Annotated in this window: 11 protein-coding genes; 4 read left to right on the forward strand and 7 right to left on the reverse strand. The window is 44.9% G+C overall.

Annotated features, from left to right (window positions below; translation table 11 throughout):
- Positions 1–10: 10 nt before the first annotated feature.
- Positions 11–3,520 carry a PAS domain S-box protein gene (locus LEP1GSC052_RS19965; protein ID WP_020986746.1) on the reverse strand — a complete coding sequence of 1,170 codons (3,510 nt, stop codon included), beginning with the start codon at positions 3,518–3,520 and terminating at the stop codon, positions 11–13.
- 426 nt (positions 3,521–3,946) lie between these two features.
- Here LEP1GSC052_RS19965 and LEP1GSC052_RS19970 point away from each other — a divergent pair, with 426 nt between their 5' ends.
- Positions 3,947–6,331, forward strand: coding sequence for a PAS domain-containing sensor histidine kinase (locus LEP1GSC052_RS19970; RefSeq protein ID WP_040913771.1), 2,385 nt, complete (start codon positions 3,947–3,949; stop codon positions 6,329–6,331).
- Positions 6,332–6,354: 23 nt separating this feature from the next.
- On the opposite strand, the gene LEP1GSC052_RS19975 is transcribed toward LEP1GSC052_RS19970, so the two are convergent.
- On the reverse strand, positions 6,355–7,032 hold the full coding sequence (locus LEP1GSC052_RS19975; protein ID WP_020985543.1) for a flagellar filament outer layer protein FlaA: 678 nt from the start codon (positions 7,030–7,032) through the stop codon (positions 6,355–6,357).
- 87 nt (positions 7,033–7,119) lie between these two features.
- On the opposite strand from LEP1GSC052_RS19975, the gene ompL47 reads away from it, so the two are divergent.
- The 3 genes from ompL47 to dinB all read left to right on the forward strand — a co-directional run bounded on the left by ompL47 (position 7,120) and on the right by dinB (position 10,171).
- Positions 7,120–8,214: a multi-beta-barrel domain surface protein OmpL47 gene (ompL47, locus tag LEP1GSC052_RS19980; RefSeq protein ID WP_010575900.1), complete on the forward strand. Its 1,095-nt coding sequence runs from the start codon at positions 7,120–7,122 to the stop codon at positions 8,212–8,214.
- An 85-nt stretch (positions 8,215–8,299) separates the two neighbouring features.
- Positions 8,300–9,055, forward strand: a complete 756-nt coding sequence (locus tag LEP1GSC052_RS19985; protein ID WP_010575899.1) for a ComF family protein — start codon at positions 8,300–8,302, stop codon at positions 9,053–9,055.
- Between the two features lie 27 nt (positions 9,056–9,082).
- Positions 9,083–10,171 (forward strand): DNA polymerase IV, encoded by a 1,089-nt coding sequence (dinB, locus tag LEP1GSC052_RS19990; protein ID WP_010575898.1) that lies wholly within the window; start codon positions 9,083–9,085, stop codon positions 10,169–10,171.
- A 9-nt stretch (positions 10,172–10,180) separates the two neighbouring features.
- On the opposite strand, the gene LEP1GSC052_RS19995 is transcribed toward dinB, so the two are convergent.
- The 5 genes from LEP1GSC052_RS19995 to LEP1GSC052_RS20015 form a co-directional block, all read right to left on the reverse strand.
- Positions 10,181–11,215: a hypothetical protein gene (locus LEP1GSC052_RS19995; RefSeq protein WP_010575897.1), complete on the reverse strand. Its 1,035-nt coding sequence runs from the start codon at positions 11,213–11,215 to the stop codon at positions 10,181–10,183.
- Complete coding sequence (locus LEP1GSC052_RS20000; RefSeq protein ID WP_010575896.1) at positions 11,212–12,609, reverse strand: FecR family protein; 1,398 nt, start codon at positions 12,607–12,609, stop codon at positions 11,212–11,214. The genes LEP1GSC052_RS19995 and LEP1GSC052_RS20000 overlap by 4 nt, the downstream gene beginning before the upstream one ends.
- A gap of 2 nt (positions 12,610–12,611) precedes the next feature.
- Positions 12,612–13,133 carry an RNA polymerase sigma factor gene (locus LEP1GSC052_RS20005; RefSeq protein WP_010575895.1) on the reverse strand — a complete coding sequence of 174 codons (522 nt, stop codon included), beginning with the start codon at positions 13,131–13,133 and terminating at the stop codon, positions 12,612–12,614.
- Positions 13,134–13,473: 340 nt separating this feature from the next.
- Positions 13,474–14,733 carry a sigma factor sigX-regulated lipoprotein SrpA gene (gene srpA / locus LEP1GSC052_RS20010; protein ID WP_020985642.1) on the reverse strand — a complete coding sequence of 420 codons (1,260 nt, stop codon included), beginning with the start codon at positions 14,731–14,733 and terminating at the stop codon, positions 13,474–13,476.
- A 279-nt stretch (positions 14,734–15,012) separates the two neighbouring features.
- Positions 15,013–16,893, reverse strand: coding sequence for a RecQ family ATP-dependent DNA helicase (locus tag LEP1GSC052_RS20015; RefSeq protein ID WP_020985716.1), 1,881 nt, complete (start codon positions 16,891–16,893; stop codon positions 15,013–15,015).
- Between the last annotated feature and the right edge of the window lie 6 nt (positions 16,894–16,899).

Consider the following 16,899-nt stretch of genomic DNA (forward strand, 5'->3'; position numbering starts at 1 on the left):
TTCTAAATCGTTATGCGAGCCATTTGAGAATGATCTTCGTAAAATCCGCCTGGACCGCGGGTTTGCTCACGTAATCGTCCATTCCCGCCTCGATACATTTTTCCCTTTCTCCGGCGACGATCCCCGCGGTTAACGCGATGATCGGAACCCTTTTGTCCATTTCCAAACCGCGGATCGCCTTGGTCGCCTCGTATCCGTTCAGATCCGGCATTTGAATATCCATAAAGATCAGATCGGGAATCCATCTTAGGTTTTGTTCCACCGCTTCGAGTCCGTTCTGCGCTTCTATGATTTTTGCGGAGGGGAGAATTCTTGTAACGATACTTTTTGTGAGTAACATGTTGACCGGGTTATCCTCGACGATCATAACCTTCGCGTGTTTACGGATGGCCGCTTCGGTTTCGTTGTTTCCAGGTATTTGGGATTTACGGGAGGGCTTTTGCAGAAGCTGGTTTCTTCCCAATAGATCGTAAAGTTGTCGGATATAAATCGGCTTCGTAAGAACTTCTTGGATTCCGTTTTGTTGGGAAGCCTCGATCGTTTCGGAATCGTCCGAAGCGCTACTCAAAAGAACGATGGATTGTTCTTCCGGTGGGACCCGCAATTTTTCTCGGATGAGTTTGGACGTTTCTATTCCGTCCAAAAACGGCATGTGATAGTCCATTAGAATAACATCATATCTTTTTCCGGAGGCGATTCTTTCGATCGCGTCCGTACCGGTTTTGACGGACTCGCAGGGTATATTCCGTAATTGTAACATATCTTCCAGGATTTTGCGGTTGTTGTCGTTGTCGTCCACTATGAGTACGTTTTTGATGGAATCGAACTTAGGCCACTTTTCCTCTTCGTCGGATACGATTTCCATTTTCAGATCGAAGTAAAACTCGCTTCCCTTTTTGAGTTCGCTTTTGAGTTCCAAATTGCTTCCCATCATTGACAGGAGTTTGTTGGAGATCGTAAGGCCGAGTCCGGTTCCTCCAAATCTTCTCGTGGTGGAAGCGTCTTCTTGGGAGAATGCGTCGAATATTTTTTTTTGATTCTCCTGCGCGATTCCGATTCCGGTATCCCGAACGGAGAATCTCAATACCATAAGCGAATCCGAGATTCTTTCCCGAACGTCGATTTTAAATTCGATCTCGCCTTCTTCCGTGAACTTGACCGCGTTGCTGAAAAGATTCACTATGATCTGTTTCAAACGGACGCTGTCCGTGATCACGAGTTTCGGAACGGCAGGCGATATGTTTACGAGAAGTTCCAAATCCTTCTTATGCGCTTGGAATTTGATCGTATTTACGATCTGCGTTCCGAGTTCCAGAATATCCGCGGCCTCGTAGGAAAGTTCGAGTTTGCCCGCTTCAATTTTAGAAAAATCTAATATATCGTTGATGATGTCCAAAAGGGAACCGGCCGATTGATACACGGTCATCATATATTGGTGTTGGGTCGCATCCAGATTGGTTCGAAGCAACAGATCCGTAAAACCGATGATTCCGTTTAAAGGGGTTCGGATCTCGTGGCTCATGTTCGCCAAAAATTCCGATTTCGCCGCGTTGGCCCTTTCCGCGATCGCTTTGGATCGTTTGAGTTCGTCTCGTTGCAGAAAACTCTCCGTGATATCCTGCGTAAACATCATGATCCCGCCGATCGATCCGTCGAGTTGATACCAGGGTCTGACTTCCCAACGAAGATATTGATCGTGTTCCCAACCATCCGGTCTCCAGATGTCCTCGTCCTTTTTGATGACTTCTCCCGTTAAACATCTTTGATGAATCGTTTTCCATTCTCGGCCGATGTTCGGAAAAACTTCGTAATGCGATAAACCTATGATTTGTCTTCCTTGGAGATGATATTCGCTCATCCAACGTTGACTGACCGCGATGTATTTCAAATCCGTATCGAACATCGCGACCGCGGCCGGAGCGTGTTCTACGAACGCGAGAAGTCTGGATCTTTCCTTAAAGAGTTCGATTTCGATTTTTTTTCTTTGATCGATGTCGTAGATCGCGCCGTAGATTCTTTTGCAGATTCCGTTTTCGAACTCGGCGTTGGCGACCGTACGAACCCAAAGTTCGTTTCCTTTTGCGGTCACCAGTTGCATTTCTAAATCGTAAGGAGTTCCGTCTTGAATGAGACGATTGACCGCTTCCAAAACCTTCGTTCTGCTTTCTCCTTCCTTAACGAACTGAAGACCTTGATCGATCGTTGGAATAAAATCCGGTTCGACTTCGTGCATCTCTTTGGTGACCGCGGACCAGGTTCCTTGCCCCGTCGTTAAGTCCGCCTCCCAAGCTCCGATGCGTATGAGTTTGCTCGTTTGTTCCAAAAGCGCTTTTGCACGAATGAGTTCGCTTTCGAAGTTTTTACTTTCGGTGATATCGTGTGTGATGACCATCACCGAATAATCGGGAAGTTCGACGGGAAGGGAAGTCACTCTTGTCCAAGTGACCGTGTTGTCTTCCTTCGGAATTCCGACCACGACGTTCTTGATGACTTTCTTTTCGTTTTTGGCGCGTTGACTCGGAAGTTCTTCGCGAACGAGAGGTCTTCCATCGGAACTGATGTATTTTTTATTTTTATGGACTCCCTTTTTGAGATCCTCTTCCGTTAAGCCGAGAATCTGTTCGAGCATCGGATTGACTTTTACGATTCGATTTTCCTTATCGATCAACGTGACGCCGACGGGAAGCGCTTCGAAAAGAGTTTTGAGTTCGACTTCGCTTTTACGTAGAAGTTCGGTCGTTTCCTTAATCGGAGTGATATCATTTACAATCACATAGAATCCCTCGATTTTCCCGTTCTTTATATCGGGTACGTAATGCGCCAAAGAATCGCGGAAAGTTTTTCCATCGGGCGCCGGAATTCTCCTTTCAAATCTTTGTTCTTCTCCTCTCAAAACACCTTCAATATGCGGCAGATTCTTTTGGAATATTGCCTCTCCTAAAACTTCTCGCATATTTTTCCCGATAATTTCCTCGGGTTTCCTGCCGAACCAATCTTCATAAGCGCGATTTGCAAATTGGTTGAATAAATTCTTATCCCAGTACCCGATCATCGACGGAAGATTATTGAGAATGGTGCTAAGTTGTTGTTCGAGACTGGAGGATTCCCCGTTCTCCCCGAGATCGTCCTGAAGATCGACGGCGCCGATCAATCGAACCGGAATCTTTTTTTCGTTTTGTACGATGCGGACATAAGACCGGATCGACTTGATTCCGTTTTTTGAATGAAAGGAAAGAATCTGCGTCTCATCCAACGCGGAATTTACGGACGTTTGCTGAAGCAGTTCGGAAATTTTTTGAGCGGTCGTATCGGGAATGAGAAGGTTCGGATCGTCGAATTCCTCGGCTTCCTTTCGGTTGTAACCGAGGGTGTAAAAAAACTTAGGATTGCATTGAAACCCGGAAGAGGGCGCGGGATCGAAAATCCAAAGACCTTCGGCTCCGCGTTTTTGGATGAATTGAAAGTGTTTCGGATCCGATTGAATCCAAAGATAAAGTTCCTGTTCGAAGGGAGATAACATACGATCCGGATTTTTTGATTCTATAGTTGAGGACTCAATAAATTGTCAAAAAAAATCCAAGTCAAATTAAAATTCAAGTGTGAGAGGGAGGAATTCGGAAAAGAGAATATAAACCGATTCTACGAGTTTCATCACTTGACTGAATCCCAAGAAAATTAGGTCATGAACCGTTGCGGCCATTTCTTTTGATTCCCTTTTGTTGCTTTTATGGCAAAATAGGGAAGGTTTTTTTAATGCCGATTTATAAAGAAAAAGCGATCTTTTTTAAAAGGAAATGAAAGCGGTTTTCAAAAGAAGAATATTCAAAAAATTGAATTTACTTCGTTCAACCGAGGAAAAGTTGTTCGGACAGAAAGAATTTAGAGTCTCGTTGCGGAAGCGATTCGACAGAGGAAATCCCGTTTGAAGATACCCAATTTTTTAAGGATACCGGTTTTTTCGGATGCTGAAAAGGATTTTTCCGTCCGTTTGTTGTACGGAATCATGTTGGCCTGTTTGGCGGTCGCCTTGGGGTATCGGATCTTACATCCGATTTTAGCGGAAAAACCGAAGGCGATTTACGTCGCACCGTTTTTGATCAGCGTCGCGGTTGTGATCTGTCACATGATCGCAAAAAGCGGAAGAATTCTTTTGGCGTCTCATGTTCTCGTCGGAATCGAATGGGTCGCCGCGTTTTCTCTGATGCTTCGCGAAGGTGCGACTCAAACCATCGTCTTTCCTTTCTGTATCATTTTAATCCTCAGTTCCGCGTTGCTTTTGGGAATGAGGGCAGCGTATATTTATACTTCCTTATCGATCTTCTTCGGAATCGCGATCACCTATCTCGTACAAAACGGAACGATCACGCCGCCTGAATCGTCCGGAGGTCCTTGGTCCGCTTTGCTCGGAGAAATTTCCGCGTTTATACTCGTCGGGATTTTGATGCGTTATACTCTCGGCGGTTTCAAAAAGATAAAATCCGAATCCTCCGAAATTCAACGTTATGCGAAATTGGGAGGATGGAGTTTGAACACTCGAAATCTCGAACTCATTCTCACCAAGGAATATCAATATCTTCTCGGATACGAAGACGCGAAAGAATCCAAATCCTTGCCCTTGTCCGCTTATATGAACACGTATGTCGCGACCGAAGAGGATAAAACGAGAATTCTCTCCGCGCTTTCCGAAAGTCTGAAAAAAAAGGACGAGCCCGATTTTTCCGTGGAGTTGACGTATCAAATCCGAAGGAGGGACGGGAAGAATCGATTCTTGTCCGTTCAGGGAAAATTTAGGGATTCCATCGTGGCCTTCGGAACCGCGCAGGACATCACGGAACGTTATCTTGCAGAAGAAGCTTTGAAGCCGACTCAGGAAATTTATTCCAAGGTGTTTACTCTGAGTCCGATCGCGACTTCGATCTCTTCCGTGGAAGACGGAAGATACTTGGAAGTCAACGACAGCTTTTTAAAACTCTTCGGATATACGAGAGAGGAAACGATCGGAAGGACGAGTTTGGAACTCAACATTTGGCCGGATCCTCAAGAAAGAAAAAAATATTTGGAGAAGATGTATCAACACGGAATCGTCGTGGATCAGGAAGTGATTCTTCAAGGTAAAAACGGAAAAGTGGTTCACTCCGAATGTTACAGCACCTTCGCAGAGATCAACGGGAAACTCTGCGCGATCAATCTCGTAAAGGACCTCTCCGAAAAAAAGGAAGCCGAAGCGCTTCGAACCTTAAACAAGGAAATCGTGGATCAGAACGAACTGATCGAAAAACAAAAACAGGAACTTGAGGAAATTCTAAAGGACTTAAAAAAGACCCAGAACCAATTGATCGTTTCCGAAAAGATGGCCGCCTTAGGACAGTTAGTCGCCGGGATCGCGCACGAAATCAACAACCCGATCGGGGTCATCAAGGCCGCGAACGATTCCATACAGAATTATTTCGACAGTTCCACGGATAGAATGACCCAAGCCTCGGAGATTCTCCGCGGATTGAAAGAGGAATTGTTAAACGAACTCTATACGTTTTTAAAGAAGGGAAAAAAAGATCGGGAAATCCTTTCGCCCAAGGAAGTCCGAAACCGCATCAAAGAACTCGAAGGAAAACTAAAGGACAGGGGCTTTGAGAATTCTCATTCGATCGCGCAGGATTTGGTCGAGGTTGGGTTGGATTCTTCCCTGGACGAATTTCCGAATCTCTTCGGCGATAAGAACGCGCAGGGATTGCTTCATTTTGCGCTCGAAGAAATACAAGCGTCCAAAAGTTCCAAGCTGATCGATATGTCCGTAAACAGGACTTCCAAGATCGTGTTCGCTTTGCGTAAGTTTTCGCATTTCGGATCGGAAGGAATCAAAACCTCCGTGGTCATTCAGGAGGGAATCGAAACCGTTCTTACGATCTATCAGAATCAATTGAAAGTCGGGGTCGAAATCCGAAAATCCTACGGAGACGTTCCGCCAATTCAAGGTTATGCGGACGATCTCATCAACGTTTGGACGAACCTGATCTACAACGCGGCTCAGGCGATGTCCTTTAAGGGAACTCTCACCATTCGAATATATAAAGCGAGGGAAAACGAAATCGAGGTGTCCATTTCCGATACGGGACCGGGAATTCCGGCGGACGCGACGGAAAGAATCTTCGAACCTTTTTTTACCACAAAGGCGCCCGGAGAAGGTTCGGGACTCGGTTTGGACATCGCAAGGAGAATCATAGAATCCCACAACGGAACGATCCGATTTGAAACCTCTTCCAAGGGAACTACCTTCTTCGTCCGTCTTCCGATCGAGGATACGAATTCGAATTCAAAGAATCAGGAACGTTAGACGATCTTTGAAAGGATTTCGGTTTAACGAATCAAGGTCTTATCGTTCGAGAACATTCGATTCTTATCGCGAACAATGGCCAGAATATCGTCGATCGCAAACAGATCCCGGGAGCCCCGTTTCATTTCAAAAGGGGCTTCGTAAAGAAGTCCCAAGAACTCGACCGGGTTTTGTTTCGTAAAAACGATATCGTCTTGTCTGATTTTACGGATCACGTTGAGTCTGATTTTTTTCCAACCTTCGAAACTCAGATGAGTGATTAGAATTTTCTTAACTTCTAAAGTGGAATCCCGAACCAAAACGTATAAAGACGCGCCCGAACCGGAAGAATAGATATGAAACTGAAACTCCTGCACGAATCCTTTCGTCTTCCAGGATTGTTCCCAAAGAATTTCAAAGGATTGATTCTTTTCCGCGGGAACTTCCAAGAGAAGACTTTTGGAAGAATTTCTTTCCGGGCTGAGCAACAGAGAAGAAGTTCTTATGTCCGGAAAATATTCTTCGGGAAGACGGGTCTTGAGATTTTTAGAACTCCATTCTTTCGTTTCGAAATCTTCCACGATCACTTGTTTCCAAATTTCAGCGGAAGATTTTTCTTCGGCGACAAGTGGATTGGACAATTTACATAAAAACAGGAACACAAGAAGAAGCCGATTTCGTTTCCCGGTAAAAGGAATGCGGAGGAAGGATTTTTTTTTCATAGAATCGGTTGACACGCTTCTTCCAAAGGTTTCCACTATCCGAATTATCGTCAAAAAACTAATAAACCTAATTCATAGGAGTGCAAAATGAAGGGTTCTTCTCTCGTAAGACTCGCAATCGCTTTTTTAATGTCCGTTTCAGTTTCGCTGGTAGCTCAGGAAGATCTGGACGAAAGCTCTGCCCCGCAGGCAAATACTCAAGGACAATCCGGAAGCTCCACACCCGCAAAAACAACCGCTAAGAATTCCGGAGCCACTCCGGCGGACGAAGCAAAGAATGCGGACCTTTATGTGAACTCCAAAAGTTCTTTTGAAATTTCCGCAAAGGACGATTCCAGCACGGTGGATTACATCGAGTACAAAATCGGCGAAGCGGACTACGCAAAATATACTTCTCCGATCACCATTCTTAAGGAAGGCGTAAACCGTCTTACTTACAGAGCCGTGGATAAGGCCGGAAACAAAGAGCCCGCAAAAGCTCTCGTAGTCGTAGTGGATAACACCGCACCGACCGTTAAAATCGCTCCGAGCGAAATTCTTTACAATCTCGAAGGATACAACTTCGGATCTAAGAACGTAACTTATACCATCGCCGCAACCGACGCTCTTTCGGGAGTAAAAGAAGTAAAATACTCCATCAACGGCGGAGATTTGAGACCGTACGACAATCAGCCGATCAAATTGGAAAAGGCTGGCGTGAACCTGATTAAGTATTCCGCTGTGGACAACTCCGGAAATTCTTCTTCGGAAGCGATCTTAGTCGTAACTCTGGACGACGCGAAACCGGAAGTTGAAATCCAAGGAAATACTCCTTTGGTAATCATCGACGGAAAAACGTATTCCAGAAAAGGAAACTCTTTCACGATCAAAGCCGTGGACGGACAATCCGGAATCAAAAGAATTCTGATTAAAGTGGACAACGCTCCGGACTTCGTTCCTTACGCGGAACCGATCACGATCGACGCTCAAGGCGAACACACGATCGAAGCGAAAGCGATCGACAACGTAGGAAACGAAAGCGAAACGAAAAGAGTGAGCTTTTCAGTGGACGTAAACCCACCTACAACACAAATTCGTAAAGTAGAAGCAGGGTCCAACGGAAGCAAGCCCGTAGAAGCGGCTCCCGCACCGGCTCCAACCAATACGAAACCGGCTCAGCCGACAAACCCTCCTAAGAGATAAGAATCAAAAAATTTCACAGGATAAAAAGCCCGGACTTCCGGGCTTTTTTTATGTCTTCGCGACGTTTTCAAGAACCGTAAGAGGTATGAAACTTCGGAAACTTTTGGATTTATTCTTACCCTCCACCTGCGAATTCTGCGGAAGATACGATTTCTTTTCCTCCAAGATCGGAGTTTGTAAATCTTGTCATCGTGAAAATTCGGAAACGCCGATCCGTCTCGAACGTTTATGCAGGATTTGTAAAGAACCTTCAAGCGGGGGAGAATGCGTCTTCTGTTCTTCCAGAAACGTATTTTTCGACGAGATGAAATTCTTAAAAAGCAGAACTCCGTTTCTTGCAAAGGCGATCAATCGAATCAAACACGGATCGGTTTATATGCTATCGATCTATCTTTCGTTGGGTCTAAAAAAAGAATTAAGATCCTGGAAGAATCTGAACTTCTCCGGAATTCTTCTGATGCCTTCCACAAAAACGAAATGGTATCAACGGAAAAAAAGAAGGCCTTTCGAATCCTGCGACTTCGCATTAAAAAGAATTCTAAACATTCTTTCCGCTCCGTTGATCGCTCCGATCGAAAAGATCAGCGGTGAAAAACAAGCGGGTAAAAGTTTTGCGGATCGTTTCGTTCACGCAAGACTTGCATTTCGAATTCAAGAAGAGTATAAAGAGAAGTTAAAGGGAAACTATCTCGTGATAGACGACGTGTTTACGACGGGAGCTTCGGCGAACGAACTCGCGAGAATTTTAATCCGAAATGGGGCGGATGGCGTTCGAATTTTGACCCTGATCCGAACGGAAGGCCGGGAATTTGAAATGAAAAAAGACGTTACAAATGTTTAGCTGTTTGTAAATTGACTTCAACCGGATATGGAACCGCGCAAAATCATTCATGTGGATATGGATGCGTTTTATGCTTCCGTGGAACAAAGAGACTTTCCCGAATACAAGGGAAAACCTTTGATCGTGGGCGGTCCTCCGAACAGCAGATCCGTGGTGGCCGCGGCTTCGTATGAGGCCCGGAAATTCGGAATTCGATCCGCGATGCCTTGTTCTCGAGCCGCACAACTCGCGCCACAAGCGATTTTCGTATTTCCCAGATTTACGGTGTATAAGGAAGTTTCTCGTCAGATCCGGGAGATTTTTTTGGAATACACGGACCGCGTGGAAATGCTTTCCTTGGACGAAGGTTATCTGGATGTTACATTCAATAAAAAGAATATTCCATTTGCCGTAACGATCGCCAAAGAAATCCGCGCGGAAATTCTCAAACGCACCCAGCTGACCGCTTCGGTGGGAGTGGGGAATTCCAAATTCATCGCCAAACTCGCTTCCGAAAAAAACAAACCGAACGGACTTACTGTGGTTCTACCCGACGACGTGATTTCGTTTATCGACCCTTTGCCCGTAAGTAGTTTTCACGGAGTGGGCAAGGTCACCGCTCAAAAGATGGAAGAACTCGGAATCCGCACGGGAAAAGATCTGCGCGCCAAGAACATAGACGAATTGATCTCTCATTTCGGTAAGATGGGAATCTACTACTACAAGATCTCCCGAGGAGAAGACGATCGGGAAGTTCAGTCGTCGAGAGAAAGAAAATCTCTCGGAGCAGAAACGACTTTCGAACAGGATAAGGTGGATCGAGAGGACTTGTTGTATCAACTTCGGGAAGTCGCCGTCGAAGTGGAAGATCGTCTTAAAAAAAGGGATTTTGCGGGTAGAACTCTCACATTAAAGATCAAGTTTCACGATTTCAGTCAGAAAACGAGATCGAGGACTTTAAACGATCCCATCTTTGACGCGAACGAACTGTTTCAAACCGCTTCCGAACTGTTCGAGGAGTTTTTCGAAACCAAAGACGACAGGATCGTCGCCGTCAAGGCGATCCGTCTTTTGGGGATCAGTCTTTCTCATCCCAATCCGATGGACGAAGAACCGAGTTTGTTTCCAAATTTATAATATTCTAAATTATCTTTTGATGCCGATTCCGACCGAAAAGGACGGTTCCTGAAAGTGATAGGACTTCGCATTTCCGATCAAATCCGTTTTGCGATATTGAACCGCGGCGTTCACGAAATAAGAATCCGATTCCCATTGAATCCCGGTGCCAGCCCAAACCGCGGTTTGCGTCAAGGTCCCCGAATAAATTCCTCCGTCGTAACTACGGCCGATTCCAATTCCAGCTTGAAAAAACCAAAAAAGAGAATCCATAAGAGAAACGTAATATTTGATTCCGGGTAAAACGGACAAAGTGCCGATCGTAAACGCGTCGCTTCCTCGTTTGCCGCTTTTATATCCTCCGAAATGGGAATCGAACAGAATCGAGATCGTCGAAAGCCCAGCAAGGTTTTGATATTCCGGTAAAGCGTTCAAAGTCGCGTTCGCAAAAATGCCCGTAACAGGAGAAATTCCCCGGTTCGGAAACGAAAAGGAATTCTGTTCGAGCCCGAGCGTAAATCCTAGATTTTTGTTCCTGCGATATTCGCCGTTCAACGATAAGGTTCTTACTCTTATGGAATAATTTCTTTCCAAATACGGATCTATGTAGATTGTCGTTGCGACGATATCGATCGCGTTATAACCGCGGTTGAAACTCATTCCTTCGACGATATGGGAGTTCCATTCTCCCGCGTTCAAAGAATAGTAGAATTTCTTAATGTTGTTTTGTTTTTCCGGTTCGGTCGTTTTGGGTTCGGGTTGTATTTCCGGTTTTTTGATTTCGGCAAGTAGAATCTTTTCTACGAGAGTTAGGTCGAACTTTTCCACGTTGCCGTTTACGTCCTCGACCAAAACGTGATCTTCTCGAAGCGAGGTTTTGACGTTTTCGATCGTTCTTCCGTCCTTTAAAAGTACCGTGTTCCCGAAAAGACCGGAGGAAAAGAATACGGTTAGGACCGCCGCGAGGGGCGCCACTCGGATTCCAATCCGGGCGCGGCCGGGCCGAACGAAAAAGAATTCTCGGACCGGAAAACGAAACGAAAGAATCGAATTCATCTTTTTCAAAACGAAATCGACTCTATGTCAGAGGATTTTAAGATTCTTTTTTTGCCGTTTTCTTCCAAAACGTATTGGTTCTCGTATTGAATCACGTTCCCTTTGAGAACGGTTCCGTCCTTTAAAGTGATCGTCTTGATTCCCAATCGGATCGGTTCCTCTTTGGGGATCGAAGTTTTGTTTTCGCGCGGTTTCGACGAATTCTCCGCTTTTGAAGTTTCCGCTTTGGGAACGTTCGGTTTCGGAGTTACGCTTTCGTCCGCCGCTTTCGGAAATTCCAACGAAGTCGAATCTCCGAACTTTTCGGAAATACTTTCCAAAATTTGAATATTCTCAGGTTTGAATTCGATCTTTTTTTCTTGCGATACGTTTTCCGAAAGTTTGGTTTGAATCTCCCGTAAAGACGCTCGTATTTCCGGACCGTACGTTTCTATCGAACGATTTCCGTTCCATGTTTTGAGAAGATCCTCGCTTTGTTTTTCCGATAAACGTAAGGATTTTATTTCCAGGGAAGAATTGGAAACCGTTTCCGAAGAAAGATCTTTCCAATCCGTTTGAATTTCGATCTCCGGTGGACGATGGTTGTGGTTTTGCGCGGTCGTTGCGTTTCCGTTTTGTGCGGATTCTTTTTCAAACGAGTAGAGTAGGATCGGAAATAAATATCGTAAACCGGAGCGAATCCGAACGGAACCTTCCCAAACGCTGATCTTGTTTTGCTCTTCCGAACTTTCGATGAATACTTTCGTTCCCGTCAATTGAATCTCGGTTCCGTTGACGTAGAGTTTCGTTTTGGAACGTGGATCGGAAACGAATTCGTTTAACAAAAGATTTCCCTTTCGAACGAGAATCGACAACCGATAACCTCGATTCTTGGCGTCGGCCGCGGAACGCGCCAAATCGAGGACGCGCATTTCCGAATTCGGAAAAATTCTAAACTGAACAAGACCTTGTTCTCCGGAGATTTCAACGTCGCAAAACGAGTTTGCGTTCGTGAGAATCCAATCGTTTCGTAAGGATTTTTCGTCGCAGTTTCCGCCGAATGCGAGAGGAAGTTTTTCTTCTTTGCCGAAGCCGTTTTGTTTGAAGATCAACGACACGGAAACGATCAACGCGATCATCGCCGCCAAGGCCAAGATCGGATTTCTAAACTTACCGAGATCGACGACTTTTTTGGAAACGGGTTGCGGATCGGTTTTTTCGGATTCGAAAAGAATTTTTACAAGTCCTTGTTTGTGCGTTCGCAAACCGGCTTGCGTTTGAACGTAGTTTTCGTATCTTTTTTTAAGCGCGGGATCGAGATCGACGATTTCGTTTAATCTTTCGTTCTCGTTCGGAGAAATTTCCCCGTAGAGAAACAGAGACGTCAGTTCTTCGAATTCTTCCTGTAGATCTTTTCTTTCCATGATTACAAAACCACTTTTCTTCTTTCTAATTCTTCTCTAAGCAGATCTAACGCTTTTAATAATTTTCTGCTGACGGTTCTCGAAGAGATGTTTAATGCCTGTGAGGTTTTCTCCAACGTAAAGTTATTGATTTCTTTTAATAAAATGATGCTTTTTTCGGGTTCGGGTAAGGTGGCGATGATTTCCCTCAATTCTTCCTCGACGATCTTGGCCTCTATGGTCCGAATAAAATCATCTTCCGCCGGAAGCGATTCTATTGAAGCGTTTTCTTGCAATAACAAATCCTTTTTACGATTTTTTCGATACGTGAAATAAGTATTCTTGGCGATCGCCGCAGCCCAAGTATAAAAGCTCCCTCTTTCGGGTGAAAAATTCGGAAAGGCCTTATAGATATTCAGAAAAACTTCTTGGGCGATATCTTCCACCTCTTCAGGATCGTTGGAAAGAAATCGAATTACCTTATAGATCGAATCCTTGTAGTTTTGATAAAACAGGGAAAAATCGTGATCCTGACTTAACTTCATTTTAACCTTTTGCTGTTCCGCGCAGGCGAGAATATTCCATAAAGCTGATATTCAATCCTCGTATTTGTAGTTTCGTGAATAAGACTGAATTTAATCGACTCATAAATCTTTCCCGCCTGGGATTTTTATCTTTTGAAAATAAATAAATCTTCCCCGTGAAATTTTAGGAATCACGAGGAAGATCTTATTATAAATTGAAAATTTAAACCGACATCGTTTCCGCTTGAAATGCTCGGTCCAAACACAGAAAGGAGCAAGAAGCTCCTCTCTGTGTTTTTTAGAATGCTTGGAATCAAAATTCTTCTTTTGATTCACTCGATCCGGAACTTTCGCGAATCTTTCATTTGGTCTGACTGAGAATCGTAGGCAAATGAAAGATCAGGTTTTTTCTCGCGGTATTGGTTAGGTTATCCGATCCGCTCGTCGCGTTCGGTCTGTCGGCCGCGTCCAACTGCGGGGAGAAGACGTTGTCCCCGCCGGTCGAATCCCAGAAGAGAACCTTATCAACGGAGACGTTAAACAGAAGTCCTTTTCCGTTTTTGGAAGAATCCAAATCCACGATCAGAATATAGGGATCTGAAGACGCCAAAGTGTTGATCATGGCGGGAGCCTTAAATCTAAGTTTTTTAGCCGCGGTGTAAGCGACTCCGGCCGCCGAAGGTGCGTTTAGAAAACTGGTCGGTATCGATAAGAACCCCGATGATTCCGGAGTCGACAAGAACGCTCCCGAACCCGAGTCGATCGATGACTCCGAAAACGTACAGGATCCGTTTAATATTTCTCCCGCCGGAATCAATTGAGAAAAGATAAAACTTGCGGAGTTCGCAAAAGACGCAGGGCACTTGTCCCCAAAAATTTTTGTGCTTACATCTCCTCTTCCATTGGAGGACGAGGAAGGATTATTCAATATCAAATCGACGTAACGATAGGCATTCTCCGGAACATCGGAAGTATTGAAGTAATAAGAAAATCCCCTCACAATGATTCCGATTCGATCGTAATCCCCTTGGGCGCTTTCCGGGACTGCGGTAATGGGTAAGAATGCCGAATCTAAAGTTTTATCACCGCCTTTGAGACCGATAGGCATAAAACTAGTGCAAGGTCCTGAATTCGTTCCCATTTCAGGAGGGAGTCCGCCTGGAATGTTCGAGCCTCCGAACGCAACAAAGTTCGCGTTTGTTAAAGTTTCACTTCCTCTTGCAGGTCCGCCTTTGGTTACGGATTTGTAGAGGACCATTTGACAAACTTCCATGGATACTGCGGCGGGTGTTAGGAATTTATCGTTAAAACCATCGCCAACCCCGTCGCCGTAACTTTCAGGGTTGTCCCCGCTTAAGTCGGTAAGAAAGCCGGATGCAAAATTGGGCCCGCTTCTGAATTGAGAGGAGTTTGCCGCAGTGCGTGCGGCTGCGAGAGTATTTGTGTCGGTAAGTCGGAACTCCGCTTTTCCACCTCCGTTTAAGACGGTTGCCGCCAACAACATTTCTAAGTTGTCGTCTTTTTTGTCCTTCTTGCAACTCATAAGAAAGAATAACGTCGCCAGTGCGAAAACCGTAATCCTCAACATTCTTCTTCGTGATTTTTTTGTATTCTGTTCCATCGTGTGTTAACCTCCAATGAAATCTCGGAAGAAATATAGAGAAGGTAGAAAGCGAGTGAGACAGGATGTCGGAAAAAAGAGAGGGGCGGTTCGGCAGAATATGAAGTTTTGTTTCAAAAAGCAATTCAGGTTATAAAGAAGTAATTTTTAAAAAAAGAAATTCGAATGAAAAAACAAGAAGGATCAAATGTAGGATCTCCTACGATTTGCTGTGCGAGTTACGTTCGTTTGGGGAAATCGGATATACGGTCGCGACGAGATCGAAGAAGCAGTCGATTCTCATCTCCACTTATCTAAAATTCTTAAGATATCGTTTCCGAATTTTTCGACCTTGGCCGAACCCATTCCTTTGATGAGGGAAAGATCCTCAGGAGTTTCGGGCATGACCTTTGCGATTTGAACGATCACCGGATTTTGAAGCACCATAAATTTTTTCCACTTTCTGCGTCTGGCTTCTCGGTCCCGATAATTCTTCAGTTCTTGAATCGCGTTTTTTGCGGGAATGGATTTTTTTTCGCCTTCGGTTTGTTCGTTCGGATCCTTTTTTTTGCGCGGAGTTTTTACGACGACGGTCGAAGCCAAAATCAGTTTCGGATATTTATCTCCAACGATTTTCACCTTCTTTTCGGAGATCCAATCGTCGAGGACCTTTAAGATCGCCTCTTCCGAAACAAACTTTAAAGAACCGTAATGTTCCAATCGATCCAATTTTTTTCTAAGAATCTCGTTGGAGCGGGAACCTCTTAATACTCCGGCGATCATTCTTTTTCCGAACTTGCCCGGAATCTGTTCGAGAACGTTTTCGATGAAGTTCAATTCTTCGTTTGAAAAATCGTATTTTTCTTTTTCTTCCTTCTTTTGTCTTTTATCCTCTTCTCGTTTTAAGAATTGGTCCCTTCCGCTTTCGACGAAAGAACGAGGGGATTCTTTTTCCAAACAAATGTCGCAGGATCGACAGGTGGAAATTTCCTCTCCGAAATAAGAACAAAGAATTTGTTGTCTGCATCGATTGGAGACCGCGTATTCTTTTACGAATGAAAGAAGCGTTTCTCCGCCTTTACGATTGCTTTCCTTGCCGATGATAAAACTTTGAGTGACCAAGTCGGAAGGATGATAAAAAAGAACACAACTCGAAGACTTTCCGTCTCGTCCTGCGCGTCCGGCTTCCTGATAATAACTTTCCAAAGACGCGGGTGATTGATAGTGAACGACCAATCGAACGTCCGGGCTGTCGAGTCCCATTCCGAACGCGTTCGTCGCGACAAGCACGTTCGTTTTTCCGGCGCTGTAACCGTCCTGCGTTTTTTCCCGGCTAGAATCGGTTCTTCCCGCGTGATACTTTCCGACCTTGAATCCGTTCTTCTTTAGAAATTCGTAAACCGATTCGACCTTTTGACGGGTCGCACAATAGATGATCGCTCTTCCGCTTGCGGTTTTTTGAAAGTTTCCTTGAATCAAAAGTTTTAAGAGTTCGCTTTCTCTGGAAGTTTCGTTTTGCGGAAACCGGATCGAGAAGTTTAGATTCTCGCGAAAGAAACTTCCTTTGACGAGCGCGGGCTCTTTCAATCCGAGAGAATCGGATATGTCTTGGATGACTCGAGACGTCGCGGTGGCGGTTAACGCGATGATCGGAACGAACTTGGGAAATTTATCCCGAAGTTCGTAGAGTTTGCGATATTCGGGTCGGAAGTCGTGGCCCCATTGGGAAACACAATGCGCTTCGTCCACTGCGATTCTCCCCAAGGGAAGTTTGGGAAGAATTTCGAACACCTGACGACTCAACGCTTTTTCGGGTGAAAGATATAAGATTCTGATTTTACCGGTTGCGGCTCTACTTAGAATTCTAAGTTGTTCGAGATCGTCCTGAGTCGAGTTGCAATACTCGGCGGAGATTCCCTTCGCTTTGAGAGAATCGACTTGGTCCTTCATGAGCGCGATCAAAGGAGAAATCACGAGCGTCAAAGAAGAAGAATCGATCGCCGCGGGTAACTGATAGATCAATGATTTGCCGCCGCCGGTGGGAAGAATGACTAACGTGTCTTTTCCTCCGAGAACGGATTCGATGGCTTCTCTTTGGCCGATTCGAAATCGGGACATTCCCCAAATTTCTTTGAGAGAAGATTCTAAATTTTGAATGTGATTGTTCTGCGGTGAGTTCATCGGTTC

It is taken from the genome of Leptospira kmetyi serovar Malaysia str. Bejo-Iso9 (assembly GCF_000243735.2).
In the GTDB taxonomy this organism is placed as follows: Bacteria; Spirochaetota; Leptospiria; order Leptospirales; family Leptospiraceae; genus Leptospira; species Leptospira kmetyi.

Excerpts from the sequence above, each read along its gene's own strand:
- dinB (WP_010575898.1), top strand. The coding sequence starts at position 9,083 with ATGGAACCGCGCAAAATCATTCATGTGGATATGGATGCGTTTTATGCT.
- LEP1GSC052_RS20000 (WP_010575896.1), bottom strand. The coding sequence starts at position 12,609 with ATGGAAAGAAAAGATCTACAGGAAGAATTCGAAGAACTGACGTCTCTG.
- LEP1GSC052_RS19975 (WP_020985543.1), bottom strand. The coding sequence starts at position 7,032 with ATGAAAAAAAAATCCTTCCTCCGCATTCCTTTTACCGGGAAACGAAAT.
- srpA (WP_020985642.1), bottom strand. The coding sequence starts at position 14,733 with ATGGAACAGAATACAAAAAAATCACGAAGAAGAATGTTGAGGATTACG.
- LEP1GSC052_RS20015 (WP_020985716.1), bottom strand. The coding sequence starts at position 16,893 with ATGAACTCACCGCAGAACAATCACATTCAAAATTTAGAATCTTCTCTC.
- LEP1GSC052_RS19985 (WP_010575899.1), top strand. The coding sequence starts at position 8,300 with ATGAAACTTCGGAAACTTTTGGATTTATTCTTACCCTCCACCTGCGAA.
- LEP1GSC052_RS20005 (WP_010575895.1), bottom strand. The coding sequence starts at position 13,133 with ATGAAGTTAAGTCAGGATCACGATTTTTCCCTGTTTTATCAAAACTAC.
- LEP1GSC052_RS19965 (WP_020986746.1), bottom strand. The coding sequence starts at position 3,520 with ATGTTATCTCCCTTCGAACAGGAACTTTATCTTTGGATTCAATCGGAT.
- ompL47 (WP_010575900.1), top strand. The coding sequence starts at position 7,120 with ATGAAGGGTTCTTCTCTCGTAAGACTCGCAATCGCTTTTTTAATGTCC.